Below are 25,725 nucleotides of genomic sequence, written 5' to 3' on the forward strand. Positions count from 1 at the left end.
TTTAACGCAGCTAAGCCCCGATCGGCAGTGTGCTACACTGCCGAGTCGAAATATCAGCCAAAGAAATAGGATGTTCCCGTGTCAGCAAGGCTACAAATAGAAAACCAACTCTCCCAGCGCATTTTGATCATTGATGGTGGTATGGGAACCATGATTCAGTCTTACAAGTTGGAAGAGGCCGATTACCGTGGTGAGCGCTTTGCTGATTGGCATACCGATGTCAAAGGTAACAATGACATGTTGGTACTTAGTCAGCCTAAAATCATTGCTGATATACACCGAGAATATTTGCTAGCAGGGGCGGATATTCTTGAAACCAACACCTTTAATGCTACGACTATTGCCATGGCCGACTACGACATGGAGAAGTATTCAGCAGAGATTAATCGAGAAGCCGCAAAAATTGCCCGCCAAGTAGCCGACGAAGTGACTGCACAAAACCCAGAACGCCCCCGTTTTGTGGCTGGTGTATTGGGCCCGACTAACCGCACCTGCTCTATTTCTCCTGACGTTAATGATCCTGGTTACCGTAATGTGACATTTAATGAGCTAGTAGAAGCGTATCAAGAATCGACTAAAGCGCTTATTGAAGGTGGTAGTGACCTCATTCTTATCGAAACGATTTTCGATACTTTAAATGCAAAAGCGGCAGTATTCGCGGTTAAGACTGTATATGAAGAGTTAGGTGTAGATTTGCCGATAATGATTTCGGGTACCATTACCGATGCGTCGGGGCGTACTCTCAGTGGCCAAACAACCGAAGCCTTTTATAACGCCTTGCGCCATGCTGAACCGGTGAGCATGGGGCTTAACTGTGCGCTAGGCCCAGACGAACTCCGTCAGTACGTTGAAGAGTTAAGCCGGGTGAGTGAGACTTACGTATCGGCGCACCCGAATGCCGGCTTACCCAACGCCTTTGGTGAATATGACCTTGAAGCTGCTGAGATGGCAGAACATATCGGTGAATGGGCGCGAGCAGGCTTCTTAAACTTAGTGGGTGGCTGCTGCGGTACCACGCCACAGCATATCAAGGCGATGGCTGAAGCGGTTGAGGGCGTGGCTCCTCGACAGCTTCCTGAGATCAATGTGGCTTGTCGTTTATCGGGTTTAGAGCCGCTCACCATTACCGCTGAAAGTTTGTTCGTAAACGTAGGTGAGCGTAACAACGTAACCGGTTCAGCTATTTTTAAGCGTCTAATTAAAGACGAAAACTATGATAAGGCCATTGAGATTGCCTTACACCAGGTAGAAAACGGCGCTCAAATTATTGATGTAAATATGGATGAAGGCATGTTGGATTCAAAAGCTGCGATGGTGCGCTTTTTGAACATGCTCGCTTCCGAGCCAGATATCGCCAAAGTACCGGTCATGATTGATTCGTCTAAGTGGGACATTTTAGAAGCGGGTTTACAATGCGTACAAGGCAAGCCGGTTGTTAACTCAATCTCCATGAAAGAGGGGGTTGAACCTTTCATTCAACAAGCTAAAACTCTTCGCAAATATGGTGCAGCGGTGATAGTGATGGCTTTTGATGAAGATGGTCAGGCCGATACTCGCGAACGTAAATTTGAAATTTGCAGTAAGTCTTACGACATACTAGTTAACCAAGTAGGTTTCCCGCCAGAAGATATCATTTTTGATCCCAATATCTTTGCTGTGGCAACCGGTATCGATGAGCACAATAATTATGCCGTAGATTTTATTGAAGCGGTAAAAGATATTAAAGACAATCTGCCACATGCGATGATTTCAGGTGGTGTGTCTAACGTTAGTTTCTCCTTCCGTGGTAATAACCCGGTACGTGAGGCTATTCATGCCGTATTCCTCTATTATGCGATTAAAAATGGCATGGATATGGGCATTGTAAACGCGGCTCAACTGGCTATTTATGAAGATATTCCAAAAGAACTAAAAGACAAAGTTGAAGCGGTTGTTCTTAATACCCACGATAACGCCACTGAAGAATTACTAGAGATCGCCGAGAAGTACCGCGGTGATGGTAGTCAGCAAGAAAATACCCAAGATTTAGAATGGCGCAGCTGGGATGTAAATAAACGTTTAGAACACGCCTTAGTGAAAGGTATTACTGAATTTATCGAAGACGATACCGAGCTGGCTCGCCAGTCTGTAGACCGACCTTTGCATGTTATTGAAGGTCCGTTGATGGACGGAATGAATGTGGTTGGCGATCTATTTGGTGAAGGTAAAATGTTCTTACCGCAAGTGGTGAAATCGGCACGGGTAATGAAACGAGCAGTCGCCTATTTACAACCCTTTATTGAAGCGGAGAAAGGCGAAGGTCAGCGCTCTAACGGTAAAATTGTGATGGCCACCGTTAAAGGCGACGTGCACGATATTGGCAAAAATATTGTGGGCGTTGTTCTGCAGTGTAATAACTTCGAAGTGATTGACCTCGGCGTGATGGTGTCATGCGACAAGATCTTAAAAGTGGCCAAAGAAGAAAAGGTAGACATGATCGGTTTGTCTGGCCTAATTACGCCATCTTTGGATGAAATGGTACACGTAGCCAAAGAAATGCAACGTACAGGCTTAGACTTACCGCTATTAATTGGTGGTGCCACCACTTCAAAAGCGCATACCGCAGTTAAAATTGAGCAGAATTACGATAAACCCGTGGTCTATGTCTCTAATGCATCGCGCGCGGTTGGTGTGTGTCAGAGCTTGTTGTCGGATGAACTACGTCCAGCTTTTGTCGCCAAGCTTGATAAAGAATACGATATTGTGCGCGAGCAACATGCCCGTAAGCGCCCGCGCACTCCTCCTATTACTTTGGAGCGTGCCCGAGCTAATGGCTTAGCGATTGATTGGCAAAGTTATACCCCCCCAGTGCCTAAGCAATTAGGCATTCAGCAATTTGATGATGTCTCAATTGCTGACATCGAACCTTACATTGATTGGACACCCTTCTTTATGACGTGGTCATTGGCGGGTAAATATCCTCGTATTTTAGAAGACAAAGTGGTTGGCGAAGAAGCTAAGCGCTTGTTTGCCGATGCAAAAGCGATGTTGGAACGCTTTAAGCAAAAAAGGGAAGTTAAAGTCTCAGGAGTATGTGGTTTATTCCCTGCTAACAGCGTGGGTGATGATATTGAGATCTATACCGACGAGTCGCGTAGCGAAGTGTTGGCTATTAGCTCACAATTGCGCCAACAAACCGATAAAAAGAAAGGCGTTAATAACTGCTTAGCCGATTTTATAGCCCCAAAATCGAGTGGTAAAGCCGACTACTTTGGCGCTTTTGCGGTCACAGGTGGCATTGGTGAAGACGAGTTAGCCGATATTTATAAGGCTGATGGTGATGACTATAACGCTATTATGGTTAAAGCGATCGCCGATCGTTTAGCAGAAGGTTTTGCTGAATATCTACACGCTAAGGTGCGCAAAGAGTACTGGGCTTATGCGGCCGACGAAGCCTTAAGTTATGAAGAGTTGATTCGAGAAAACTACCAAGGCATTAGACCTGCGCCGGGTTATCCCGCGTGCCCTGAACATACCGAAAAAGGGGTGATCTGGGACTTGTTAGAGGTAGAGAATCGAATTGGCATGGTATTAACTGATAGCTTTGCCATGTGGCCGGGTGCGGCAGTCTCAGGTTGGTATTTTTCTCATCCTGAGAGTCGCTATTTTGCGGTCGCTTCGATTCAGAAAGACCAGGTTGAAGATTATGCTCAGCGCAAAAATATGCGCTTAGAGCAAGCCGAGCGCTGGTTAGCACCAAACTTGGGATATAACACTTAACAATATTGCCTAGAAATACGCTACAACCCGCCTCTCTAGCGCCCCTAAGTCAAGGCTTAGGGGCGACAAAGCGCTTGAATTAGTAGCAGATAAGCCCTACAATTTGCGCCGATTTTATCACTGAGAACCTTCTATGAACCCGGACCCCGATAGTCGAAATTTCAATTGTTTGTTAGATATTAGAAAACCAAATTTTTTCGCGTAGTCCGTCACCTTAGTGCTTGGCTCTATGCGAACGCTGGAGCAGTAAATGGCACACCTTCACCAAAAATTGGAGCTCGCATTAGTTAACCTTGATAAAGGAACTTTGCGCTCAACCTTAGACGAATATCACTTTGCCGACATTGGCCAAGCTTTAGCGGAATTTGAGCCTAAAGAGGCACTTCCGTTAATCTCCATGTTTTCCTTAGGCGATCGCGCTAAGGTTTTTTCCTATTTACCTCCGTATCTGCAAGCTGATGTGGCAGGTTTGATGAAGCGACACAAGTTGGCGGCTTTGTTTTCGCGTATGGACGCCGACGAACGCGCCGACTTATACAATGATTTAGACGAAGAACAGCGGGCGATGGTATTACCTGGCTTAGCTCAGGCTGAGCGTGAAGATTTACGTAAACTGGCCAGCTATGCAGAAGGCACAGCTGGCGCATTAATGACGTCGGATTACGCCACTTTGAAAGAACATTGGTTGGTGAGCCGAGCTTTAAAACAATTACGTTTAGAAGCGCCAGATAAAGAAACCATTTACCAAACTTACGTGATTGATGGGCAGCGACGCTTGCTAGGTACTATCTCTTTACGAGAGCTTATTTTGGCTTCGCCCGATACCCAAGTACGTGAGTTGATGCGAACTGAAGTGGTATCTTTGGCTGTAGAAGATAGCCAAGAGCATGCTAGCCAACAAATTCGCCATTATGACCTTCTGGCTTTACCGGTTGTGGATGAACTGCAAAAGTTAGTAGGGATTGTGACTTACGATGATGCCATGGATGCGGCAGTAGAAGAAGCCACTGAAGATGCGCAAAAAAGTGCCTCGGTGGGTAAACTGGATGAAACCGTAGATCGCGTCAGTATTTGGGAGCTCTATCGAAAGCGAGTATTGTGGTTGGTTTTGTTAGTATTTGGTGCCATGTTCTCCGGGGCTGGTATTGCTCATTTTGAAGATACCATTGCTAGTCATGTGGCGTTGGTGTTCTTCCTACCTTTACTGATTGGCAGTGGCGGTAATGCTGGCTCTCAGGCAGCGGCTTTGATGGTTCGGGCACTGGCTACTGGCGAGGTCGATAAAAGCGACTGGTCGAAACTATTTTCGCGTGAATTATTGGTAGGTTTAGCGCTAGGTATCACCATGGCGGTGGCGGTGTACGGTGTCGGCGTATTTAGAGGGGGGGCCGATGTCGCGATGATCGTATCTTTATCGATGGTGATTATTGTATTGGTTGGCTCGTTAGTGGGTTTAAGCCTGCCCTTCCTGCTTAATAAGATCAAGCTTGACCCCGCAACGGCCTCTGGCCCACTGGTGGCAACAATTGCCGACGTATCTGGTGTATTGGTGTACTTCGGACTAGCCAGCGCGATACTGGGCTTGTAAGAGCGCCTGCTTGAACGTTTAGGCTGGAGTTTTAGCGAGCCTAAGGCTCGCTAAAACCCGTGATTTTATGCTTTGTCTTTTTTGTTACTAGCTGCAGGGCGAATAAGGCTGACACCCTCGCGGATAATCATCAAACCTACAGTGACTAATTTTACACAAACATATAAAAACACGATGAGCACGATGACCTTGACAAAGGTTTGGAATATCTCGAAAAATTCTTCACTGACTTGGTTATTGATGGCGTCGGTATCTGCCATTAACCAATTGAAGAACCCTTGCATAAATGGTGCATCATGTGGCAATGATACAAGGCTAATCGTTTGCGGTAGCACATAGGCTATTACCGCAATACCCACCACAATCAATGCAATACCAATAAATAATCTTGAGCGGTTAAGCGCCGTGTCCATATACATCCTTGAATTGTTATTAATAGTTTTGTTGTTAGTAGCATTACTCGGCTAAACGTTTTGGTCAAGTAAACTTATTCAGCTTGCTCAATGCCAAAAGCTTGTTGCTGCTGTTCGAGCTGCTCTTGCAAGTCAAACCAGCTTAGCTCAGTTTCTTCAAGTTCGCTTTTTAGTTCAGCTTGTTGTTGTAAACACTGTTGAAGTAGGGCTTTATTGTCGGCCTCATACAGTTCTGGCTCCGCCATTTTTTGTTCCACTTTCTCGAGGGCTTGCTGGGCTTTGGCACTGCGTTTCTCTAAGCTTTCTAATTCTTTACGAATGCCTTTAGTTTGCTGCCTAAACTCGGCTTCACGTCGTTTTTGCTCCTTGCGTAGCCCCACAGAATTGGCGTTAGCACTAGCCCCATTGGCATTACTGTTTTCTGCCCGATTGGCTTGACTTAACCATTGTTGATAATCGTCTAAATCACCGTTAAATGGTGATACACGCTGGCTGTCTACTAAGTAAAATTCATCGGTGGTCGCACGTAACAATGCGCGATCGTGCGATACGATGATCATTGCGCCAGTAAATTCTTGTAATGCTAAGGTGAGTGCGTGGCGCATTTCTAAGTCTAAGTGGTTGGTAGGTTCATCAAGTAGCAATAAGTTGGGTTTCTCCCATACCACGAGGGCTAGCACCAAGCGGGCTTTCTCACCACCACTAAACGGCGCAACGGGTTCTAATGCTTGATCTCCTTGAAAGCCAAAACTTCCTAAATATTTACGTAGTTCAGCTTCGGTAGTATTGGGCGCTATGCGCTGCAAGTGTTGCATGGGAGTGTCATCGGCACGCAATGTTTCTAATTGGTGCTGAGCAAAATAACCGACTTTGGCGGTTTTATTGATTTCAACATTTCCTGCTAGTGCTTTTAGTTCACCCGATAGCAGCTTAATAAAAGTTGATTTACCGGCTCCGTTGCGCCCCAATAAGCCTATTCGGCTGCCAGGGACTAAATTAAATTTCACTTGTTCAAGAATGGTTTTATCAGCGTAACCAGCGCTGACTTTTTCCATCGTTAGTAGCGGTAGAGGCAAGTTATCGGGTTCTCTAAAGTGAAAGCTAAACTGCGAATCAACGTGCGCTTGGCTAATCACTTCCATTTTTTCTAATGCTTTTAAACGGCTTTGCGCTTGCTTGGCTTTACTGGCTTTGTAACGAAAGCGGTCGACAAAGCTTTGCATATGGGCGCGCTCTCGTTGCTGCTTTTCAAACATCGCTTGCTGCTGAGCCAATTGCGTCGCGCGCATTTGCTCAAAGTCGGAATAGCCTCCGGTGTATTCGTTGAGCTTTTGATTCTCAATATGCACGATACGATTAATAATATTGTCTAGAAAATCGCGGTCGTGTGAAATCAGTATTAGCGTACCAGGATAGCGCTTAAGCCATTGCTCTAACCACACTACGGTATCTAAGTCTAAGTGGTTTGTGGGCTCATCAAGCAGTAACAAATCTGAGCGAACCAATAAAGCTTGCGCGAGGTTTAAACGCATCCGCCAACCACCAGAAAAATCACTCACGCTTTGTTGTTGACCGGCTTCGCTAAAGCCCAAGCCTGCTAGCAGTTCAGCGGCTTTGGTTTTTACTTGGTAACCGCCAATGGTATCGAGTTTAGTATGGAGAGTGGCTATAAGCTCACCTTCGCCCGCGTCTTCCGCGGCGGCGATATCGTGCTCTAGTTGGCGAAATTCTTGGTCGCCATCAATCACGTAATCAATGGCCTTACGGCTAAGCTCTGGTGTTTCTTGGGCAACACTGGATATGGCCCATTTACTTGGCACACTTAAGTTGCCCGCATCTACATGCAGCTGATTTTTTAACAAGGCAAATAACGATGATTTACCACAACCGTTTTGGCCCACTAAACCTACTTTTTGCCCAGGGTGAATGGTGAGGTTGGTTTCTTCTAAAAGAAATTTGCTGCCGCGTTGCAGGCTAATATTGTTGGCTACGATCATGGTTGTTGCTATGTGCTGCTAAAAGTGTGCAATAATGCCGCTATGATACCCGATGCGGCCTAAGTCGCATAGCAACATGGCTATTCAAAGTAGAGTTAACTATGGCAAGACATCGTTTTATCGCGGGTGCTGTATGCCCCGAGTGTGGAGAGCAAGATTCTATCCGCTTAATCGTTGAGCAACATGCTCAACAAGAAAGTGAGCATATCGAATGCGTGAGTTGTGACTATCACGCCGAGCGACCTAAGCAACAAGAGCCTTCGGCAGAGCAAGATATTATTGGTTTATTTAAACCGTAGTTAGCTTTGCTTAAGCGATTTACTAAAGCAAATTTTGCTGTTGTTACTGTTACCGTTGTTTTCATAGCCCACTATTTGGTAGCCGCTGGCTATCAGTAAGCGCAACATTGCTGGATAACGGTTCATAGACTTAACACTGATTTGCTGGTAACCCTCCGTTAGCGCCCACTGTTCTTGCTGCTCTCTTAAAGCAGACGCTATGCCTTGTTTTCTGTAGGCAGGGACAACGCCTCCTAACCAACTATAAAATACTTGAGCGTTAAGTGGGTAACCAAGCTTGTAGGCAATTGGCTGATTATTGTCGCGAGCGATCAATATTAGCGTCTTTTTACCGGTCAACCGAGAGCTCAGCACTTGCTCGGTATTGTGGCGCTCAAATTCTGGAATAGCGGCATCAACAGCAAGCAGTTCAGCTATCGAACCGTGGTGGTAAGTAATGGTCATAATGCTTATTGTCTTCAGGTTCGCTCATCTGAGCTTAAGTGAGAGATTTACCCAGTATCGTTAAGCTGTAGTCTTGTTGGTCCATTCTCGCTACGTTAGGTAGTTGTCCCCAAACGCTGTAATCGAGTTTGTCGAATAACACCAAGCTGGGGGTGTTATGGCTAAAAATGAAAGCCAGTAATATTTCTATACCTAGTGCTTTAGCCATGGGCTCGGCGGCCATTAATAAGCGTTTACCTAAACCTTTTCCTCGTTGGTTTTCGGCTATGTATAGGCTGATTTCAGCACTGTGCTGGTATGCCGGGCGCCCGTAAAAATCGCTAAAACTCAACCAAGCAATGGTTTCTCCGTGCTGTTCTATTACATATAAAGGGCGTTGAGGATTTTGGTGTTGTCTAAACCACGTTAAGCGCGATGTCACCGTTTGCGGTTCGGTGTCGGCAGTCACTTGCCGCGAGTCAATGATCGAATTGTAGATGTCAACAATACAGGGGAGGTCACTTTCTAGCGCTAAACGAAATTGAAAAGACATGCTTAAATTCAAACCTAAGGGTTAGTAATGAGGAGGAGGCGTTTCTTGTTCTTGTGGGGCTACGGCAGCGCTGCCATCACCTTCAAAGAGTTTGTGACGAATTAGCTTGAATTGGTGTTGCAAGGTTTCCAATTGATTTTGTTGATTTTGTAAAGCCAAGTTTAGCTGCTCAATGGTATCTTCTTGAAAGGCTAGTTTGGTTTCGAGGCGTTCAATTACGCTTGCTAGGTCTTGATCATTCATACTGCTAATTTTTTATGTTCCATACTTCAATTAAACCGCTAGAGCTGGCGCTCACTAGCTGGTCATTATCAAGCATTGCTCCAGCATACACAACCGCGCTTTTAGGCCGAGTTTTTTGCTTGGGAGTGACTAACCAATGCTGTAGCGCTTGGCCTGTTTTAACATGCCATAGACTGAGTTTACGCGCCGCAGATCCGGTAATTAGCCATTCTCCTTGTTTTGCAAAGTTAACATAGGTGAAGATATTCTGCCGAGCGGTAAGCTTTAGCTGGCTGACTTGCTCACCACTTGGGATAGCCCAAATGCGGGCTAACTTCCCCGTGTCTGCGGTAAATGCGTATTGGCCGTTTGATTCAAGAGCCACCATGGTGACTCGTCCTTGATGAGGAAAACGCAAAATCACTTGAGCGCTTTGAGTATCCCAAAATAGTGCTTGGTAATCGTTGCCGCCAGTTAAGGCGTAGCGGCCGTTGGCCGACAATGCCACGGCATTCACTTTTTCGGTATGGCCTAGAAACTCTAAACGTCGCCCGCTCATCAAATCTAGATGAATAACCTTGCCTTCACTTAGGCCAATTAAGACTTGTTGCCCATTCTCTGATAATGCAATGTCGCGAATGCTTGATTGGCCAAGTGTCCAATAGCCCAAAGCCTGTCCATTGTTGATATCCCAGACCACAAAGTCATCGCGGCTAGCACTAATTGCGTAACGGTTACCCTCAGCAATTTTGACTAAAAAAACTTGGTTATTGGCTTGGTTTTGATGATCCCATTGGAACAACTGACGTTGTTGTTTTACATCCCACAGGCTCAAGCCATGATGGACTGATGACACCAAACTTAGACTTCCGTCTGTCGACAAGGTGGCTGCGTAAGCGCCGTCAGTGGCTTGTTGCCAACTAACGCTCGGCGTTGAGTCGTCGCTACAAGCCGTAACTAAAATAGAAAAGCTAAAAATTACTAATAATTTAAACAATGTCATTTTTTTACGTTTTTTTACGGAACTGTCACTAGGTTGTGTTGACTAATAGGGTTAGTATAAGGGCTTTGTTGGCTAAGTGTTTAATTATTCATAGTGTTCTGCACACTAGGCCACAGATTAATGCGACTCTAATTGGAGATAAATGAATGAAGAAGTTTTTTGCCGTGTCGGTTTTAGCCGCCTCGATTATTGCCGTAACTGGCTGTCAGGAAGAAAAAGCTGAAGCTCCAGCGGCAGCTCAAGTTGCCCTAGAAAATGTAGATCAACAGCAAGCTTACGCCATTGGTGCTTCGGTTTCTCGCTATATTGCGACAACCCTAGAGCAGCAAAAAGAATTGGGCCTTGAATTAGATAACGCATTAGTTCTTAAAGGTATGCAAGATGGTTTAACCGGTGACGTGGCTATGTCTGAAGATGAGATTCAAGCTGCCCTTAAAGCTTTAGATGAAAAGTTAGCGACTCTAGTAGAGAAGAAAACTACTGAAGATGCCGCAGCTGCTAAAGCAGAAAGCGACAAATACTTAGCTGATAATGCCGCTCGTGAAGGCGTTATGGTGACAGAGTCAGGCCTTCAATATGAAGTGCTAACAGCGGCTGAAGGCGACATGCCAAGTGCTGAAGATACTGTAACAGTTCATTACAAAGGCACCCTAACAGACGGTACGACTTTTGATAGCTCATACGATCGTGGCGAACCTGCTACATTCCCGCTAAACCGAGTAATTCCAGGTTGGACGGAAGGCGTACAGTTAATGTCTAAAGGCGCTAAATACAAGTTCTTTATCCCATCAGAATTGGGCTATGGTGAAAATGGTGCGGGCAGTATCCCACCAAATTCTATCTTAGTATTTGAAGTTGAATTGATTGAAATTGAAAAAGCAGACGCACCAGTTGCTGAGCAACCCGCTAGCTAGTTAATCGCTTTCGAGTGAATAAAAAAACGCAGCGCTTTGGCGCTGCGTTTTTGTTTGTCGTTTAGCTTCTATCATTCACCAGCAACCTTCTAATCAAACATAGTGATTAGGGAAATAGCTTATTCGGCCGCTGCACTTTGCTGGCTATGCTGATACAAGTGATCAAGTAATTCATCCTCAATGGCAAAGCGCTCTTCCATTTCTTGGCCCAACTGAGACAAGTCCCGATCAAAACTGGCTAGTTCTAAATCTTCACTCACTTCGGCGTATTTATCGTTAAATGCTAAAGCCGTGTCAGTGGTGGCAGTAATTTGCGGTAATAGCTTTTCACCAGGCAGGGTATCACCATCACTGGCGCATTCGCTGACAATTTGCTCGTAAATTTCGAAGTGTCCAGTAGAGGCGTAATCGACTAATTTTTGGCAAAATTGAGTAATTTCAGCCAGTGGCGGTAAAGATCGTTCGGCGCTATCGTAAGGGGGTAAGCCCGCCATCTCGCAGTAGCCAATAAGTAGTTGTTTTCTTGCGAGTAACCAAGCGTCTATGACTTGGCTAGCGCCACCCCATTTAGCTTGAGCTTTCTCTAATTTGCTTAACATTGGCTCTTGCTCCTAAATCACTAAAGCTTCCTCTATAACTAAATAAAATATGGGCTTTCGTCAACCGATATTTAGTTTAAGTGGGGGCTAGGTAAACATTTGTTGATAGTGAAAAGCTTGTACTGTCGCTTAAGCTTGGTCATTATTCATCAATTGAGCAAGCTTTGTAGCAAAGAAAGGATGTGGTGTGACCAAACAATTTGGCTGGTGGTTTTTTACCTGTGGTAATCAAGTATTAGTGATTCCCCAAGGAGAGCGGATCCCTTATGGCGACATAGACGATCTACCCGTACCGATGCTTGATTTTAGCGCGGCTGAACGATTTGCTAGTTATAAAGGCGAAGCCTGCCTGCGGCTCGAGTTGCCTGAAGTTGTCGATATGGGCATGGGAGAGTGGCTTGAATTACGCACCACCATGTCCTTACTTAATGCGGCGCTTTTCAATTTAGTCGGAAAAGCCCAGCAATTTGCCTTATTTCTACAAACCCATAAATTTTGCGGTCGTTGTGGTAACGCCTTAGCGCGAGTCGATTGGGAGCTGGCGATGCAATGTGACCATTGTGGTTTTAGAGCCTACCCAAGGATCTCACCCAGTATTATCGTATTAATTACTGACGGAAATAAAGTGTTGTTGGCTAATCATCGTCGTCATCAAAAACAAGATATGCCCATTTATACAGCGATTGCTGGTTTTGTAGAAGCAGGGGAAACGCTCGAACAAACCGTTCACCGAGAAACGCGAGAAGAAACCGGTCTAAAAGTTAAAAACGTGCAATATTGGAAAAGCCAACCGTGGGCATTCCCTCACTCGTTGATGGCAGCGTATTTTGCAGACTATGCCGAGGGAGAGATAAATATTGATCGTCGGGAGTTAGCTGACGCTCAATGGTTTGATGCCTCTGTTTTACCTCACTTACCACCTCCTGGCACGATTGCACGAGATATGATTAATCACTGGCTTAGCCAGCAAACGGAATAAAGCTTACAACAGTGTGATTAAACGTGATTGGCTGGCTTATAAGGCTTGAGTTGTTTAAGTAGCTAGTTACAATGCACTAGCTAATTATTTGAGGAATCGGAAAGGTAATGTCGGAACTGAAAAACGATCGCTATTTACGAGCACTATTAAAGCAACCTGTTGATGCAACACCTGTATGGATGATGCGTCAAGCAGGACGGTATTTACCTGAGTATCGTGCAGTGCGTGCCGATGCTGGCGATTTCATGTCTGTGTGCAGAGATGCTGACTTAGCTTGTGAAGTGACTTTACAGCCCTTGCGCCGCTTTAATTTAGACGCAGCCATTCTGTTTTCGGATATTTTAACCATCCCCGATGCGATGGGACTAGGCTTGTATTTTTCTACTGGTGAAGGTCCTAAATTTGAGCGTCCTCTCAGTTGTTTAGCGCAAGTGAAAGCCTTGCCTATCCCCGATCCTGAGCAGGAGCTGGGCTATGTGATGAATGCGGTTCGCACCATTAAAAGAGAGCTAAAAGGTGACGTACCACTGATTGGATTCTCTGGTAGTCCCTGGACTTTAGCAACTTATATGGTTGAGGGTGGTACCACTAAGTCTTTTAGTGCAGTGAAGAAAATGGCATTCGCAGAGCCGAAAACCTTGCATTTACTATTGGATAAGTTGGCCGATTCGGTCATCTTATACTTGAATGCGCAAATCGCTGCTGGTGCTCAGTCAGTGATGATATTTGATACCTGGGGTGGGGTGTTGTCTCCGCGTGATTACAACGAGTTTTCGCTGCGTTATATGCACAAAATTGTTGATGGTTTAACCCGCAAAGTAAATGGTCAAACAGTACCAGTGACCCTCTTCACGAAGAATGGCGGGCAGTGGTTAGAACAAATTGCTGCCACCGGTTGTGATGCGGTGGGCTTAGACTGGACCATTAATATTGCTGACGCGAAAAAAAGGGTTGGCGATAAAGTGGCTTTGCAGGGCAATATGGATCCTTCTATGCTGTACGCACCGATAGAAAGAATCAGAGAAGAAGTTGGCACTATTTTGGCCGGGTTTGGCCAAGGTAGTGGGCATGTATTTAACCTAGGCCATGGTATTCATCCCGATGTTAACCCTGATCATGCGGGTGCGTTTATCGATGCTGTCCATGAATTGAGTGCTCCTTACCATAAGTAGAGACACTTAAATTACTCAGCTATTTAAAATTTAAATAACACGTATTCACCCAATGCGTGTTATTTATTCCGTTTATCCTCGATTTATACCACTTTTTTGGTATAGTGTGCCTCAGAACTCTTTACGGATGAAGTTCATATTATTGCCGTAACAGAGAGCTTGTCACTATGAAGTCACCGACTCAAATAGGCATTGTACTTATCTTGGTACTGATTGCCGTTGTCACCCTTAAGCTGAAAAGCATTGGTGAGCCCCATTTTCTTCCCTATATGTCACATCACTCATTTTCTGATGAAAGCGAAAGCCTTGCCAAAAAACAGTACTTAACGCAGACTGATCATTCAAAATAATCGTTGAGCTGTAGTCTGTTGTGACCTTTGTTAGTTTTTTAATGATTGGCGCGGTTGCTGGTTTAATGTCTGGCTTGTTTGGCATTGGTGGTGGTTTAGTCATTGTTCCAGTATTAATTGGTAGTTTTGGTGCCATGGGTTTTGCCAGCGAATCTGCCATCCATCTTGCTATTGGGACTTCATTAGCGTCGATTATTGTTACCGCGAGTAGCGCCAGTTACGCGCATTATTGCCGAGGCTCCATCGATTGGTCTATTGTCTATCGTTTAGGCTTAGGTATTGCGTTTGGATCTATACTAGGCGCTTGGATTGCCACGCAATTGCATGCAGAACATTTAACTTGGTATTTCGGCTGCTTCTTATTAGTTATGTCACTTTACATGGCTTTTGGCCGGATCCCTAAAGCCCAGCGCAAGCTGCCGAACACGTGGGGAACAGGCATGATTGGTACTGCTGTTGGCACCATTTCTAGTATGTTTGGCATTGGCGGAGGAACGATTACTTTTCCGGTTCTTAGTTGGTTTGGTGTGTCACTGCCTAAAGCCGTTGCCGTATCGGCGGTGTGTAGTTTACCCATCGCTATATTTGGCACTGCTGCCTATATCTATAATGGTTGGGGATCCGCTGAGCTACCCGCTTGGAGTATCGGTTATGTCTATATGCCTGCTTGGCTTGGTATTGTGTTAACCAGTTCAATATTTGCTCGATTAGGCAGCCGCTTAGCTTATCGTCTACCAGCAAAAAGATTGAAACAGGCCTTTGCCTTATTGTTATTGGTGATGGCGATTAAGTTACTCTGTGAATAGGAGATTTGTGATGAAACAATGTTTGCTTATTAGTGTATTGATGGCGTGGTTGGCGAGTTCAATGGCGTTTGCCAGTTCCATTTCTGAGCAAGAGCTTGGTGAGGTACTGATAGAATCACGTAAGCAACTTTATCAAGATCCGCCTGAGCAAAACTACACTCGCTTGATTGCCTTTGGCTTGGATACACGCTACGGCGTGTTCGTGCGCAGTTGGCTGTATTTTGAAATAGACATGGCCACTCAACAATTGAGTCGACAGGTTGAAAATGAACATGCTAAAGCTCGCCATGAAATTTTGTTAAAACTACGTCGCCAAATTGATTTAGAATAAGCCTATTATTCGGTACATTTAGGAGAAACAATGTCTTTGTCATTGTTATTGGCACTTGCGATCATCGTCAGTGATGTTTATGCCATTGTTAAAATATTAAACAGCAGTGCAGAAGTCGGGCGCAAATACTTATGGGTATTTTTGATTTGTTTATTACCAATGCTGGGTGTGATTTTATGGTTAATCAAAGGCCCTAAAAACTAGCCACTTTTTAGTTGTTCCAATAAGGCTCGCATGGTTTGGTTATTGTAATCCAGCACCGTGAGTTCCGAGCGAAACAGTGCTGGTAGTTCTACTACAGTTACCAGCACTAACAAAGCGACTCCCCATTGCCAAAATCCACTAAGTAGCAATATCAGCGAGAATACGGAAACCAGCAAGTTAACACTGCCGCGTAGCCACTTAGTCAAGTAGAAATGGTGTAAGCCTGCCAGCAGCAAATAGTTTAGTACGGCATAGCTATCAGGATCTTTTACCTGCTTCTCCCACAAACGATAGAACTGCTTACGTTGTTCATCTGGGAGCTGTCTTATTTCAAGACGTAACTGCTCTTGCTGATTTTCTATTTGCTCTCGGCTTAACATTCAGTACTAACGCCCCAAAGTCACTATTACGGTTTCACGGCTCCAAAATAGCCAAAAACGGCGGTTTTCGATTACCTGAAAAACCAGTTGCCAGCCTTGGCTGGCTTCTTTATTTAGCGTGGCTTCAACCTTTTGCAAGGGCATACCCGAAGCCCCTAAAAATAGAGTTCCTAATGCCCCTTCGGTTATTGCAATCACTTTATACTCTTTATACGCCATAACGCTCTCTATATTTTAATGCTCAAACGTCGACTATAAGCTAAGCTTAAAAACAAAACCATAGTTGCTCTATAACGAGTAAGCTATGCTATCTTTAATATAGCGTTGATAAATTGTTTATCAATTTTGTTAACGATGACAAGGTGTTAAAGTTTATTTAACCTACAAGAAGTGACTAGGTATCGGTGCCTGTAGGCTGAAAGTTATTATTGATGAATCAAATACTTAAGAGGTTCTATGAAGGTGACAATGCTCTACTACGATGAAGATAACCCTTTGTTATTGCAACAACAGGTTTTGTCTGATTTATGCAAAAGTAGTAAAGGGCGGGTAATTATCCCCAATGAAGATAAAGAGGGGAAAATTATTATCGCCATTTTAGAGGGGGAAGTGAAAGTGCTGAACTCTTTAGGGGACCGCGCATTTGCAGCCTTTGATCTGGAAAAGCAAATTAGCTATCAAGACGATGATTAACTGAACCGCGTTTTATCTTGTGCATTGGTTTATGGCAGATAAATCGCGGCTGCTGATTGACTTGGCACTAGTAACCCTTTCTAAAATCCACCTTATCCCTCAATTCAAGCCCTTTACTGTAAGTAGCAAGATTGTCCGCAAACAGTCGAGTAATGTCTATTACGCGGCTTGGTGCTGCGATATGCGGGGTGATTGTGCAATTGTTTTGCAACCAAAGTGGATGATCTTTAGGTAAGGGCTCAGGGCTGGTCACATCAATAATGGCCTGTGCTGTAGGATGGGTGTTTAAAAAGTCCAATAGAGCAGCTTGGTCTACGGTGGCCCCACGTCCCACATTAATAAAAATAACATCGGGCCGCAATTGCTCAAAAAAATCATGGCTTAATAAATGTCTGGTCTGGGGGGTATTAGGCAGCACCGCCACCACGACGTCAGCTTGCTGAGTCAATAAGTGATGTTTATCCATACTGACGACTTGTGTAAAGCTTGGTTTGGCTTGACCACTGAGGCTTACCGCTAAGGGGCTCATACCAAAATGTGCGGCTGTTTTTGCTAAATGCTGGCTTATGTTGCCACTACCAATACAACAAAAAATGCGCTGCTGTAGGCTAGTATTAACCAGCGCTTGCCATGAGCACTGTTGTTGTAGCTGTGCATAGGCCTGATGTTGTTGAGTTAGTTTGAGTAAATGCGAAAACACATACTCGCTCATTAAAGGGCCAAAAACGTCTCTACTGTTGGTCAGCTGATAGTGCTTTGGCAGTGTAGCTGCTAACAGAGGTTCTATTCCTGCAAACGTAGAATGCACCCAATCTAAATTTGGCATTTCGCTAATTAGCTGTGCGGCCTCAGAGGGGCTAGCAAGTAGCACTTGACTGAGCTTAGCTTGGGGTGAAAGGTCTTTGGCTTGTAATGCATAGTGCCAGCAAAACTGAGGGAAACGTTGGCTTAAGGCGTCATAGTAGAAATTAGCCTCGGGGTTCACTATGCAAATGTTCATTTATTACCTCATATAATGGTTTAGTACCCGCCCAGGGCTTAACGAACAGGCCAAGCAGATGTTAAGCTTCGCGGGTAACTAGAATTAGTTTAATTGTTTTGTTTAGCGTGGAGCAACCAATGCTTACCCCTTGTGATATAGACCGTTTAGCCAAATTATCGAACAGCCAACAGGCGCTATATTGTTTAGCCTTATTGCAAAGAATGTCACCCAATTACTTATTGTTTTGCCAAGCCGTCGAATTAGACCATCAAGCAGATTTTAATAAGCTGATGGCCTTATTCTGGGAAAAAACATTATTTCCGCAAAATAAGATCAACTTTGCCATTCAAAGAGAGCGCTTTGAAGACTTAATTCCAGATCCCCAACAATATGATATGTATGGCGTCTATCCTGCCCTTGATTGCTGTGTAGTGGCTGAGTGTTTGTTTGCCAGTTTACTTGAGCCTACTGGACAAGAAGCGGAGCAAGCAAGTCAAACCTCGTTAGCGAGCGTTTTAGGCATGCTGGAGTTGCAGTATGGTGAGCTGACTGACGAGCAAGTGATGCAGCAAGAATTGGTGCAACATGAGCTAGAGTTTCAAACGACGTTGCTAGACGCTATTGATAGCTTAGCGGCGGATAAAAACGGCATCCAGGCCTTAAAAGCTCTCGCCGTAAACCAAGGAGTAAGCAACTTAGGTATTTGTTTGGACGCCAGCTAAGCCATAAACAATCACTAATAAGCTGTGATTTTGTGACTGTTTACGCATAAATTGGTTAAAGCCCCGCCAATCAAGGCTCTAAACGGGAAAAACTCTTTGCGTGGGGTTTTTTTTTCTCTTAAAGTGAAGCTGGATTATTTAAACGAACATTAAAGGATTTAGACACTATGAATAAAACTGAACTCATTGACGCTATTGCAGAAAAAGCTGATCTTTCAAAAGCTCAAGCAAAATTGGCATTGGAAACAACTTTAGGTGCGGTCACTGGCGCACTTAAAGATGGCGACCAAGTTCAGCTAATCGGTTTTGGTACATTTAAAGTTAACCACCGTGCAGCACGCACTGGTCGCAATCCTCAGACGGGTGCTGAGATTCAAATTGCTGCTGCTAATGTACCTGCTTTCGTAGCCGGTAAAGCGCTAAAAGATGCTGTAAAATAGTGTCTTATTTAGCCCTCGTCTACGAGGGCTAAATACTTCCTTCCCCCCGTTGTTCTATTTCTCCTCTCACTCTGTAATATAAATGCTCATAGACTTAATCTAACCTAGTGTTAGTTGCGTAAGTCTGAGAACAATACTTTATTCAAGGAATACAATGAAAGCTTTACTGGTTGTGGCTCATGGAAGCCGTCGCGTTCAGTCAAACCAAGAAGTGGTCACTCTTGCGGCCCAAATGGCCAAGCAACTCACCGATTATCAACATGTACATGCCGCATTTTTAGAGTTGGTTGAACCTTCAATATCGACAACCATAGAAGAGTGTTATCAAGCAGGGGTTAGAGATATTACCCTATATCCTCATTTTTTAGCGGAAGGAACCCATGTGGTGAACGATCTTCCGCGCATCGTAGAGCAAGCACACAGCGCGCACAATGACTTGCAGATTAAACTGATTCAGCATTTGGGTGGTTTTCCCGGTCTCGCTGATTTTATCTGTAAGCAACTTTAGTTAGTGCTGCTCGAAGAGAACTCACTCAAACGGGCCAGTAGCTGGGGTAAGTAGTGTGGATGCGCTACTTGTAGCAACCCAGCCCAGTTACGGTAAGCGAGGGTTTCTTTGAGTAACAAAATCACTTTGGTGAGTGGCGCATTGCGTAATAATTCGGGTCTATATAAATAGTCCCCACCTTCTTGCACAAACCAAGAGCTTGGCTCAAAGTTTTTGAACAGTTGTAAGCGCTCAGCCGTTTCACGCAGTAAGGCTAACTGCTTGAGAGGGTCACTGTGATGTAAATTACGGTTCAGTGCCGCCAGCTCGTTAATATGCGTTTGCTCTGGGAGAGCCTGTAGAGAGAACAGGTGTTCCATCAATGCCATTGATGCATGGCTGATCGTATCGCTTGAAGGGGTTAAGTCTACGGAATTGTTTAATGTCATTAACTACTCTCTCTCTATTCCTACCTCCCTGTAGACTGTGGATGTTTAATCTTATGCTGGAATATTGACCGTTTTCATGATGTCGGGCAATAGCGCTTAGGTTATTTCAGGTATGTGAAAAATGAATTGATAATTTTATTTGTCTGATGAGGGGCTGGTGGGCTTTTAAGACTAAAGTCGGGGCTGTCGCTAGAGGCGACTTAGGATAGTCTGAGCGTTTAGTATTCATTTTTACCAAGCGAAAATGGCCTAAGGGAGTAAGCATGCAAGACTATCATTTAAAGGAAGCTGAATTATCACTATTACCTACCAGGCGCCGCCGTAATAGGCGTAATGCACTGACAAAAATTGATGGAAGTGTAAACGTTACCACTAAGGCTGCAGCCCATTTAGACGCCAATATTGAGGAGTCTAGAGCCCTCAACTCTCTTACCATTTTTCAATGCTTGAGCTAAAAACATCCGTTTGCGGCTAATTATGTAGGCGGGTACTTGGCAAAGTCTCGCTATTCTGCTGTAGTGTGGCAACAATTCTATCTTGAGATAATACAATGAAAGTCGCAAAAGACTGTGTCGTTCGATTTGAATATACCCTGCATGAAACCGGTGGTGAGCAGCTGGAAGCCACTGAAAAAGACGCGGTGGCGTATTTGCACGGCCATAATGCCATGATCCCTGCCATTGAAGCGGGTTTAGAAGGCAAAGAAGCCGGTGACCTGGTTAACTTAAGCCTGCCTCCAGAGCAAGCTTATGGCGTTCGCAATGAAGAAGCAGTAGAACGTATCTCTGTTAAACATTTGCAAGGTGCTAAGCGTTGGAAAGCGGGCATGCCAGCGGTTGTTCAAACAGAACAAGGCCCGCGCCAAGTTACGGTACTAAAAGTGGGTAAGTTTATGGCAACCATTGATACTAATCACCCTTATGCGGGTAAACATCTAGATTTTGCTATCAAGGTGGTAGAGGCTCGTGCTGCTACTGAAGAAGAGTTAGCTCATGGTCATGCCCATGGAGCTGGTGGTCATCAGCACTAAAACAGCATTAATACTATCCGCGCTAGGTGAGCGCGGATAGTACAGTTATTAAGCTTCCGCTTCAGCCCCCAATGCCGTTAACTCTTGGTTTACCGCACACAACATCGCTTTAAGGCTTGCGGTCAATATATCTTTATCGATAGCCACGCCAAGGTAACGCTGCCCGGCAATTTTTGCATGGATGTAACATACTGCTTCGGCTTCTGCGCCTTTGCTTAGGGCGTGTTCACTGTAATCGACGACCTCAATATCTAATTCAAATTGTTGTTTCAAACCGTTGACAAAAGCGGCTAACGCTCCGTTGCCAAAGGCTTCTATCTTACAAGGCTGCTCAGGGTGCTGTAAGCTTATTTGAATATGTTCTTGCTGTTGGTAATTAACTTGATAATGACCAAGTTGATAGCCCTTGGTTTGACTCAAGTAGTGTTGTTGGAATAACGTCCATATTTTATTCGGGCTAATTTCTTCACCACTATGTTCAGCATCCTTTTGTACGATCGCGCTAAACTCGATAAGTGCCCAACGCGGTAGCTGAATGCCATAATCCCTATCAAGGATATAAGAAATACCGCCTTTGCCCGATTGGCTGTTAATGCGGATCACTTCCTGATAATCACGGCCTAAATCTGCCGGGTCGATAGGCAGATAAGCGACATCCCAAGCTGAGCCTTCACGCTGCAAATCTAAGCACTTTTTAATCGCATCCTGGTGACTGCCAGAAAAGGCGGTAAACACCAGTTCTCCAACATAGGGATGACGCGGATGTACAGGCAATTGAGTACAGTATTTCACGACTTGCACAATTTCATCTACATTTGCTAAATCTAGTTTTGGGTCAATACCCTGGCTATATAGGTTCATGGCCATGGTGACGATATCCATGTTGCCGGTGCGTTCACCGTTACCTAACAAGGTGCCTTCTACTCGGTCTGCACCAGCTAGCTGACCTAACTCTGCAGCGGCGATGCCACAACCTCGGTCGTTATGGGTATGCTGACTAATAATAATGTCTTCGCGATGATCAATATGCTGGATGAACCACTCTATTTGATCCGCGTAAACATTAGGGGTCGACATTTCTACCGTAGCAGGTAGGTTCAATATGATTTTTTTGCTTGCATGAGGGCGCCATTGGGCCACCACTGCGTTGCAAATATCCACGGAAAAATCTAACTCAGTACCGGTGAAACTCTCGGGCGAGTATTGAAATTGCCAGTTAGTATCGGGGTAGCGTAACGCGTGTTGTTGCAGCTCTTTAGCGCCTTGCACAGCGATGTCGATAATACCGGCTTTATCGAGTTTGAATACTTTCTCGCGCTGTACCCGAGAGGTGGAGTTATACAAATGAACGATCGCATTCTTAGCCCCAGAAACGGCTTCAAACGTTCGGGCTATCAAGGCGGGGCGAGCCTGAGTTAATACTTGAATAGACACATCATCAGGAATTTGCTCTGTTTCGATCAACCAGCGAACAAAGTCAAAGTCAGTGGTTGATGCAGCAGGAAAGCCAACTTCGATTTGCTTAAAACCTAGCTTTATTAACAGCGCAAACAAGGCTTTTTTCTGCTCTACAGACATCGGCTCGATGAGTGCCTGGTTGCCATCTCTAAGGTCAACGCTACACCATTGCGGGGCGTGGGTAATGGTATTGTTCGGCCAAGTTCTTTGGGCAAGCTGAACAGGGGGAAAGGCTTGATATTTTTGGTGAGTAAAAGCTGACATAAAAGGTCCCTACAGTTTAGTTTTAGGCAAAAGGTGAAGCCATTTTTGCAGCCAGCGCTTGGCTATTAATGCGCTGGCTGTAGCTTAATCGATGATGATGTAGGGGGAAGTCCATAGGTTTTACTCGTTAATCGTTACTTGGTAACAGTATAAGTAACAATATTGAGTGATGTGTTGCTATATGTGACTTATTAGGTTTGATTGGTGGTTGGTTGTGCCAATATATTGCTATAACAAGCAATAATTGCTTGTGGTGGGGATGATTTTGGGGGGGGCAAATGAAATGCCTTTAAGTTCATCAAGTACTTAGCTAAGCGTCGACGGCGTTAAAGGCATTGGTTGATCAGATTTACGCTAATTTAAAGTGCTCTACCACTTTGGTCAGTTGCCCCTTGGTTGTCGACAAGTCAGCAACACTTTGATTAATGGTGTTGCCGTTTTGTTCAAGGTTCATCACCATTTCTTGTATCGACACCATGTTGCGCGTAATTTCATTGGTCACTACGCTTTGTTGTTCCGCAGCAGTCGCTATTTGTGTATTTAGCGCCGCAATTTCGCCAATCGAATGGCTCATCGCATCTAAAGATTCCGTGCTATTTGCGGTGGCATTGGCAGATTTATGACAGCCATCTTTAGTGCTTTCCATTGCGGCTACTACCGAGCTGGTACCGGTTTGTAAACGCTGCAGCATTTCATTAATTTCTTTGGTACTTTTTTGGGTTTGGTCGGCCAAGGCTCTTACTTCATCTGCTACAACCGCAAAGCCGCGTCCTTGCTCGCCAGCCCTAGCGGCTTCAATTGCCGCATTCAGTGCTAACAAGTTGGTTTGTTCGGCAATGCCTCCTATAACACTCAGTACTCCGCCAATCTTGCCGATATCTTGGTTTAAGGTGTTTATGGTTGAAGACATGTGCTCCACTTCTTCAATTAGCGCATTGGCAGTGTTCACCGACTCATTAACTTGTTGCTTGCAAGTATCGGCATCACTGGACGATTGCTCAGTAAGTTGAGCGGCAGTTAATGCGCTTTCTGCGACTGAGTCAGCAGTGGCACTCATCTCGGTGATAGCGGCGATGGCCTGCTCTGTTTCGCGGACGTGGGAGGCTAACAATTCTTGGTTTTGGCCAGTTTGCTGAGTAATCTCATTCATCCCCTTATCGAGATCTTTGGTTGAACCCAAAATTTCTAGCATGATGCTTTGCAAGCTTTGAGTGAACTGGTTAATCGCCTTGGCAATTTGACCTAACTCATCCTTACTGTTAACTGCTAAGCGTCGTGTTAAGTCTCCTTCACCACTGGCTAAATCTGTCACAACATCACGTAAGCTGGTAATGGGGCGATAAGCGATGATGATTGATACAATGCTCAGCGCTACGATTAGAGCGCCTGAAATGATCAGCGCAATGGTAATCGAGCGGTTAATACTGCTGGTATCAGCCGCGATAGAGTCTTCATTGATAAAGGCATTGAGTTGCCAAGCTTGACCCGCCAAATCGACCTGCATTGGCACTTCAATTAAGTCACCCTCAATTTTGCTTGAGAATAACTGAGTTCCGGTTGGGTCGGATAACTCGAGAAAGATACGATCACTCGAAGCATCTGCCAATAAAGCACTAATATCGTCTAAGTTGATGAAAAATATATTCGCTCTGCCACCTGCTCCCGCAATGGTGACGGTAATAATCGCGTGGTTGTCGATCATTTGAATATTACTGACTTTGACACCTTGGCCTGCCTCGGCAACAAGATTAAGCAGGGAGTTTTTTACTTGTTCGTCATTAATGGTGCCGTTATCGGAAAACACAATACCCTGAATAATTTTGTAGATCTTGAAGAAACCTGAGCTTTCTTGCAGCTCATCTAAGCTGGCTGAGCCAGTATCAAGGTTTTGAGCGAGTAATACTTTATTGCGAATATCACCCGATACTTTGTCTCTTAGCAAATTGAGTTGCTGGTTAACATTCTTTACCTCAGACTCATAAATATAAGTACTGATGAAATAGTTAACGCTAAAGTAAGATGCAGAAACCGAAAGTAGAATAATGAAAATAAAAAGAGAGAAGATTTTTCCCTTAAATGAAAGCATGCCTTACCCCTTGTTTTTTATTATTTGTATATTCTTTGTAGAGTAATTGTTGTGATGAAATGCAAAAAGGGCCAATTAAGGCCCTAAAAAAGCATGTATTTTTACTTTTTGTTAGCGTATTTCATCGAATCGAGGGCTACCGCAAAGATAATAATGCCGCCTTTAATAATGTATTGCCAATATGGGCTTACACCAATATAAGTCATGCCGTAGTTAATGACGGTGAAGATTAGCACACCAGTAACCACGCCAATTACACTGCCCACACCGCCAGCAAATGACACGCCTCCCACCACACAGGCGGCAATGGCGTCAAGCTCGTACATAAAGCCCAGGTTATTAGTCGCACTACCAATACGGCCCGCTTCTAACATTCCACCGAAAGCATAAAATACTCCCGACAAGGCATAAATTTTAAGTAAAGTGACAGGCACGTTTACGCCAGACACCTTGGCCGCTTCAGGGTTACCACCAATAGCAAAGATGTTTTTACCAAAGACCGTTTTGTTCCACATTATCCATACTAAAATGGTGGCGATCACCGCATAAAAGGTGATGTAGGATAGCCTGAAATCACCGATACGAATGAAACCCTGGGCAAACTCTGAGAAGCGCTCATCGAATCCAGCAATGGGGGAGGCCCCTACCGAATCAAAGTAAAGTGAGTTAACCCCATACACCATAATCATTGAACCGAGCGTAGCAATAAACGGTGTCACCTTTAAGTAGGCGACAATAATGCCGTTAATTAGACCTATTAAGGCCCCAACGGCACATACCGCAATTATCACAGCAAAAATAGGCACATCACTAATCGATGGGAATACTTTATTCACGTTGTCTGCTGCTTGCAGCAAGGTAGCCGATAATACCGCTGCTAAACCCACCTGACGGCCAGCAGATAAATCGGTACCTTGAGTAACAATTAGGCCTGCAACACCTAGTGCGATAATAATTCGCACTGAGCTTTGGGTCAGGATGTTGCTAAGGTTTCTTAAACTCAAGAACGAGGGTTCTTGAATAACAATGATCGCCAGCAAGATAAATAGAACTGCATAAATACCACCTTCTTTTAGGTAGCGCATCATGCTGAGCCGTTTTAGTGTATCCATTAACTTTATT

General features: G+C 44.7%; 30 protein-coding genes. 16 read left to right on the forward strand and 14 right to left on the reverse strand.

Annotated elements, in window-relative coordinates; all coding sequences use genetic code 11:
* The first annotated feature begins 78 nt into the window (after window positions 1–78).
* Window positions 79–3,759 (forward strand): methionine synthase, encoded by a 3,681-nt coding sequence (gene metH / locus ACVFI8_RS12715; RefSeq protein ID WP_248713118.1) that lies wholly within the window; start codon window positions 79–81, stop codon window positions 3,757–3,759.
* A 250-nt stretch (window positions 3,760–4,009) separates the two neighbouring features.
* Entirely contained in the window at window positions 4,010–5,347 is a 1,338-nt protein-coding gene (gene mgtE / locus ACVFI8_RS12720; RefSeq protein ID WP_248713117.1) for a magnesium transporter, read from the forward strand.
* A 65-nt stretch (window positions 5,348–5,412) separates the two neighbouring features.
* Here the strand turns inward: mgtE and ACVFI8_RS12725 are convergent, their stop codons facing one another.
* Entirely contained in the window at window positions 5,413–5,760 is a 348-nt protein-coding gene (locus tag ACVFI8_RS12725) for a hypothetical protein (protein WP_457871516.1), read from the reverse strand.
* A 74-nt stretch (window positions 5,761–5,834) separates the two neighbouring features.
* Window positions 5,835–7,757 carry an ABC transporter ATP-binding protein gene (locus tag ACVFI8_RS12730; protein WP_248713115.1) on the reverse strand — a complete coding sequence of 641 codons (1,923 nt, stop codon included), beginning with the start codon at window positions 7,755–7,757 and terminating at the stop codon, window positions 5,835–5,837.
* A gap of 101 nt (window positions 7,758–7,858) precedes the next feature.
* On the opposite strand from ACVFI8_RS12730, the gene ACVFI8_RS12735 reads away from it, so the two are divergent.
* Window positions 7,859–8,056 (forward strand): YheV family putative zinc ribbon protein, encoded by a 198-nt coding sequence (locus ACVFI8_RS12735; RefSeq protein WP_248713114.1) that lies wholly within the window; start codon window positions 7,859–7,861, stop codon window positions 8,054–8,056.
* Here the strand turns inward: ACVFI8_RS12735 and ACVFI8_RS12740 are convergent, their stop codons facing one another.
* From ACVFI8_RS12740 to ACVFI8_RS12755, 4 genes are read right to left on the reverse strand one after another with little or no spacing between them, the layout of a single operon-like run.
* Window positions 8,057–8,500 (reverse strand): GNAT family N-acetyltransferase, encoded by a 444-nt coding sequence (locus tag ACVFI8_RS12740; RefSeq protein WP_457871517.1) that lies wholly within the window; start codon window positions 8,498–8,500, stop codon window positions 8,057–8,059.
* A 34-nt stretch (window positions 8,501–8,534) separates the two neighbouring features.
* Complete coding sequence (locus ACVFI8_RS12745; protein WP_457871518.1) at window positions 8,535–9,032, reverse strand: N-acetyltransferase family protein; 498 nt, start codon at window positions 9,030–9,032, stop codon at window positions 8,535–8,537.
* 21 nt (window positions 9,033–9,053) lie between these two features.
* On the reverse strand, window positions 9,054–9,275 hold the full coding sequence (locus ACVFI8_RS12750) for a SlyX family protein (RefSeq protein WP_248713111.1): 222 nt from the start codon (window positions 9,273–9,275) through the stop codon (window positions 9,054–9,056).
* Window positions 9,276–9,279: 4 nt separating this feature from the next.
* On the reverse strand, window positions 9,280–10,257 hold the full coding sequence (locus ACVFI8_RS12755; RefSeq protein ID WP_457871519.1) for a WD40 repeat domain-containing protein: 978 nt from the start codon (window positions 10,255–10,257) through the stop codon (window positions 9,280–9,282).
* Between the two features lie 146 nt (window positions 10,258–10,403).
* On the opposite strand from ACVFI8_RS12755, the gene fkpA reads away from it, so the two are divergent.
* Window positions 10,404–11,171 (forward strand): FKBP-type peptidyl-prolyl cis-trans isomerase, encoded by a 768-nt coding sequence (gene fkpA / locus ACVFI8_RS12760; RefSeq protein ID WP_248713109.1) that lies wholly within the window; start codon window positions 10,404–10,406, stop codon window positions 11,169–11,171.
* 119 nt (window positions 11,172–11,290) lie between these two features.
* Here fkpA and rsd read toward each other — a convergent pair whose 3' ends face one another.
* Window positions 11,291–11,770, reverse strand: coding sequence for a sigma D regulator (gene rsd / locus ACVFI8_RS12765; RefSeq protein ID WP_248713108.1), 480 nt, complete (start codon window positions 11,768–11,770; stop codon window positions 11,291–11,293).
* Between the two features lie 187 nt (window positions 11,771–11,957).
* On the opposite strand from rsd, the gene nudC reads away from it, so the two are divergent.
* The 6 genes from nudC to ACVFI8_RS12795 all read left to right on the forward strand — a co-directional run bounded on the left by nudC (window position 11,958) and on the right by ACVFI8_RS12795 (window position 15,612).
* Window positions 11,958–12,749: an NAD(+) diphosphatase gene (nudC, locus tag ACVFI8_RS12770; RefSeq protein ID WP_457871520.1), complete on the forward strand. Its 792-nt coding sequence runs from the start codon at window positions 11,958–11,960 to the stop codon at window positions 12,747–12,749.
* A gap of 107 nt (window positions 12,750–12,856) precedes the next feature.
* Entirely contained in the window at window positions 12,857–13,921 is a 1,065-nt protein-coding gene (hemE, locus tag ACVFI8_RS12775) for a uroporphyrinogen decarboxylase (protein WP_457871521.1), read from the forward strand.
* Between the two features lie 167 nt (window positions 13,922–14,088).
* A complete protein-coding gene (locus ACVFI8_RS12780; protein ID WP_457871522.1) occupies window positions 14,089–14,271 on the forward strand; it encodes a hypothetical protein in 183 nt (60 codons plus the stop codon).
* A gap of 20 nt (window positions 14,272–14,291) precedes the next feature.
* Window positions 14,292–15,077, forward strand: coding sequence for a sulfite exporter TauE/SafE family protein (locus tag ACVFI8_RS12785; RefSeq protein ID WP_457871523.1), 786 nt, complete (start codon window positions 14,292–14,294; stop codon window positions 15,075–15,077).
* A gap of 10 nt (window positions 15,078–15,087) precedes the next feature.
* Complete coding sequence (locus ACVFI8_RS12790) at window positions 15,088–15,408, forward strand: hypothetical protein (RefSeq protein WP_248713103.1); 321 nt, start codon at window positions 15,088–15,090, stop codon at window positions 15,406–15,408.
* 30 nt (window positions 15,409–15,438) lie between these two features.
* On the forward strand, window positions 15,439–15,612 hold the full coding sequence (locus ACVFI8_RS12795) for a PLD nuclease N-terminal domain-containing protein (RefSeq protein WP_248713102.1): 174 nt from the start codon (window positions 15,439–15,441) through the stop codon (window positions 15,610–15,612).
* On the opposite strand, the gene ACVFI8_RS12800 is transcribed toward ACVFI8_RS12795, so the two are convergent.
* The gene (locus tag ACVFI8_RS12800; protein WP_457871524.1) at window positions 15,609–15,992 is read right to left on the reverse strand and encodes a TM2 domain-containing protein; all 384 of its coding nucleotides are present in this window, start codon (window positions 15,990–15,992) and stop codon (window positions 15,609–15,611) included. The genes ACVFI8_RS12795 and ACVFI8_RS12800 overlap by 4 nt on opposite strands.
* Before the next feature lie 6 nt (window positions 15,993–15,998).
* On the reverse strand, window positions 15,999–16,211 hold the full coding sequence (locus ACVFI8_RS12805) for a DUF4177 domain-containing protein (RefSeq protein WP_248713100.1): 213 nt from the start codon (window positions 16,209–16,211) through the stop codon (window positions 15,999–16,001).
* A gap of 237 nt (window positions 16,212–16,448) precedes the next feature.
* On the opposite strand from ACVFI8_RS12805, the gene ACVFI8_RS12810 reads away from it, so the two are divergent.
* Window positions 16,449–16,685: a TIGR02922 family protein gene (locus ACVFI8_RS12810; RefSeq protein WP_248713099.1), complete on the forward strand. Its 237-nt coding sequence runs from the start codon at window positions 16,449–16,451 to the stop codon at window positions 16,683–16,685.
* A gap of 67 nt (window positions 16,686–16,752) precedes the next feature.
* On the opposite strand, the gene ACVFI8_RS12815 is transcribed toward ACVFI8_RS12810, so the two are convergent.
* Window positions 16,753–17,685: a D-2-hydroxyacid dehydrogenase gene (locus ACVFI8_RS12815; protein WP_457871525.1), complete on the reverse strand. Its 933-nt coding sequence runs from the start codon at window positions 17,683–17,685 to the stop codon at window positions 16,753–16,755.
* Between the two features lie 119 nt (window positions 17,686–17,804).
* Between ACVFI8_RS12815 and ACVFI8_RS12820 the strand changes: the two genes are divergently transcribed.
* The 3 genes from ACVFI8_RS12820 to ACVFI8_RS12830 all read left to right on the forward strand — a co-directional run bounded on the left by ACVFI8_RS12820 (window position 17,805) and on the right by ACVFI8_RS12830 (window position 19,337).
* Entirely contained in the window at window positions 17,805–18,389 is a 585-nt protein-coding gene (locus ACVFI8_RS12820) for a YjaG family protein (protein ID WP_457871526.1), read from the forward strand.
* 167 nt (window positions 18,390–18,556) lie between these two features.
* A complete protein-coding gene (gene hupA, locus ACVFI8_RS12825) occupies window positions 18,557–18,829 on the forward strand; it encodes a nucleoid-associated protein HU-alpha (RefSeq protein ID WP_248713096.1) in 273 nt (90 codons plus the stop codon).
* Window positions 18,830–18,962: 133 nt separating this feature from the next.
* On the forward strand, window positions 18,963–19,337 hold the full coding sequence (locus tag ACVFI8_RS12830; RefSeq protein WP_256469393.1) for a sirohydrochlorin chelatase: 375 nt from the start codon (window positions 18,963–18,965) through the stop codon (window positions 19,335–19,337).
* Here ACVFI8_RS12830 and ACVFI8_RS12835 read toward each other — a convergent pair.
* Window positions 19,334–19,765, reverse strand: coding sequence for a hypothetical protein (locus ACVFI8_RS12835; protein ID WP_248713094.1), 432 nt, complete (start codon window positions 19,763–19,765; stop codon window positions 19,334–19,336). The genes ACVFI8_RS12830 and ACVFI8_RS12835 overlap by 4 nt on opposite strands.
* 263 nt (window positions 19,766–20,028) lie before the next feature.
* Here ACVFI8_RS12835 and ACVFI8_RS12840 point away from each other — a divergent pair, with 263 nt between their 5' ends.
* Window positions 20,029–20,220, forward strand: coding sequence for a hypothetical protein (locus tag ACVFI8_RS12840; RefSeq protein WP_457871527.1), 192 nt, complete (start codon window positions 20,029–20,031; stop codon window positions 20,218–20,220).
* 95 nt (window positions 20,221–20,315) lie between these two features.
* On the forward strand, window positions 20,316–20,795 hold the full coding sequence (locus ACVFI8_RS12845; protein ID WP_457871528.1) for an FKBP-type peptidyl-prolyl cis-trans isomerase: 480 nt from the start codon (window positions 20,316–20,318) through the stop codon (window positions 20,793–20,795).
* Window positions 20,796–20,843: 48 nt separating this feature from the next.
* On the opposite strand, the gene leuA is transcribed toward ACVFI8_RS12845, so the two are convergent.
* From leuA to mglC, 3 genes are all read right to left on the reverse strand, one after another.
* Window positions 20,844–22,517, reverse strand: a complete 1,674-nt coding sequence (leuA, locus tag ACVFI8_RS12850; protein WP_457871529.1) for a 2-isopropylmalate synthase — start codon at window positions 22,515–22,517, stop codon at window positions 20,844–20,846.
* Between the two features lie 349 nt (window positions 22,518–22,866).
* A complete protein-coding gene (locus ACVFI8_RS12855) occupies window positions 22,867–24,603 on the reverse strand; it encodes a methyl-accepting chemotaxis protein (protein WP_457871530.1) in 1,737 nt (578 codons plus the stop codon).
* A gap of 101 nt (window positions 24,604–24,704) precedes the next feature.
* Window positions 24,705–25,715, reverse strand: a complete 1,011-nt coding sequence (mglC, locus tag ACVFI8_RS12860; RefSeq protein WP_457871531.1) for a galactose/methyl galactoside ABC transporter permease MglC — start codon at window positions 25,713–25,715, stop codon at window positions 24,705–24,707.
* Window positions 25,716–25,725 lie beyond the last annotated feature (10 nt).

The organism is Agarivorans sp. MS3-6 (assembly GCF_054112545.1).

What these genes read in the sequence shown, in the direction of transcription:
- ACVFI8_RS12810 (WP_248713099.1), top strand. Translation starts at nt 16,449, where the DNA reads ATGAAGGTGACAATGCTCTACTACGATGAAGATAACCCTTTGTTATTG.
- ACVFI8_RS12755 (WP_457871519.1), bottom strand. Translation starts at nt 10,257, where the DNA reads ATGACATTGTTTAAATTATTAGTAATTTTTAGCTTTTCTATTTTAGTT.
- ACVFI8_RS12845 (WP_457871528.1), top strand. Translation starts at nt 20,316, where the DNA reads ATGAAAGTCGCAAAAGACTGTGTCGTTCGATTTGAATATACCCTGCAT.
- hemE (WP_457871521.1), top strand. Translation starts at nt 12,857, where the DNA reads ATGTCGGAACTGAAAAACGATCGCTATTTACGAGCACTATTAAAGCAA.
- leuA (WP_457871529.1), bottom strand. Translation starts at nt 22,517, where the DNA reads ATGTCAGCTTTTACTCACCAAAAATATCAAGCCTTTCCCCCTGTTCAG.
- mglC (WP_457871531.1), bottom strand. Translation starts at nt 25,715, where the DNA reads ATGGATACACTAAAACGGCTCAGCATGATGCGCTACCTAAAAGAAGGT.
- ACVFI8_RS12725 (WP_457871516.1), bottom strand. Translation starts at nt 5,760, where the DNA reads ATGGACACGGCGCTTAACCGCTCAAGATTATTTATTGGTATTGCATTG.
- ACVFI8_RS12820 (WP_457871526.1), top strand. Translation starts at nt 17,805, where the DNA reads ATGCTTACCCCTTGTGATATAGACCGTTTAGCCAAATTATCGAACAGC.
- ACVFI8_RS12815 (WP_457871525.1), bottom strand. Translation starts at nt 17,685, where the DNA reads ATGAACATTTGCATAGTGAACCCCGAGGCTAATTTCTACTATGACGCC.
- ACVFI8_RS12780 (WP_457871522.1), top strand. Translation starts at nt 14,089, where the DNA reads ATGAAGTCACCGACTCAAATAGGCATTGTACTTATCTTGGTACTGATT.
- ACVFI8_RS12795 (WP_248713102.1), top strand. Translation starts at nt 15,439, where the DNA reads ATGTCTTTGTCATTGTTATTGGCACTTGCGATCATCGTCAGTGATGTT.
- rsd (WP_248713108.1), bottom strand. Translation starts at nt 11,770, where the DNA reads ATGTTAAGCAAATTAGAGAAAGCTCAAGCTAAATGGGGTGGCGCTAGC.
- ACVFI8_RS12735 (WP_248713114.1), top strand. Translation starts at nt 7,859, where the DNA reads ATGGCAAGACATCGTTTTATCGCGGGTGCTGTATGCCCCGAGTGTGGA.
- fkpA (WP_248713109.1), top strand. Translation starts at nt 10,404, where the DNA reads ATGAAGAAGTTTTTTGCCGTGTCGGTTTTAGCCGCCTCGATTATTGCC.
- ACVFI8_RS12730 (WP_248713115.1), bottom strand. Translation starts at nt 7,757, where the DNA reads ATGATCGTAGCCAACAATATTAGCCTGCAACGCGGCAGCAAATTTCTT.
- ACVFI8_RS12750 (WP_248713111.1), bottom strand. Translation starts at nt 9,275, where the DNA reads ATGAATGATCAAGACCTAGCAAGCGTAATTGAACGCCTCGAAACCAAA.
- ACVFI8_RS12835 (WP_248713094.1), bottom strand. Translation starts at nt 19,765, where the DNA reads ATGACATTAAACAATTCCGTAGACTTAACCCCTTCAAGCGATACGATC.
- ACVFI8_RS12855 (WP_457871530.1), bottom strand. Translation starts at nt 24,603, where the DNA reads ATGCTTTCATTTAAGGGAAAAATCTTCTCTCTTTTTATTTTCATTATT.
- ACVFI8_RS12805 (WP_248713100.1), bottom strand. Translation starts at nt 16,211, where the DNA reads ATGGCGTATAAAGAGTATAAAGTGATTGCAATAACCGAAGGGGCATTA.
- ACVFI8_RS12745 (WP_457871518.1), bottom strand. Translation starts at nt 9,032, where the DNA reads ATGTCTTTTCAATTTCGTTTAGCGCTAGAAAGTGACCTCCCCTGTATT.
- hupA (WP_248713096.1), top strand. Translation starts at nt 18,557, where the DNA reads ATGAATAAAACTGAACTCATTGACGCTATTGCAGAAAAAGCTGATCTT.
- ACVFI8_RS12840 (WP_457871527.1), top strand. Translation starts at nt 20,029, where the DNA reads ATGCAAGACTATCATTTAAAGGAAGCTGAATTATCACTATTACCTACC.
- mgtE (WP_248713117.1), top strand. Translation starts at nt 4,010, where the DNA reads ATGGCACACCTTCACCAAAAATTGGAGCTCGCATTAGTTAACCTTGAT.
- ACVFI8_RS12740 (WP_457871517.1), bottom strand. Translation starts at nt 8,500, where the DNA reads ATGACCATTACTTACCACCACGGTTCGATAGCTGAACTGCTTGCTGTT.
- ACVFI8_RS12800 (WP_457871524.1), bottom strand. Translation starts at nt 15,992, where the DNA reads ATGTTAAGCCGAGAGCAAATAGAAAATCAGCAAGAGCAGTTACGTCTT.
- ACVFI8_RS12790 (WP_248713103.1), top strand. Translation starts at nt 15,088, where the DNA reads ATGAAACAATGTTTGCTTATTAGTGTATTGATGGCGTGGTTGGCGAGT.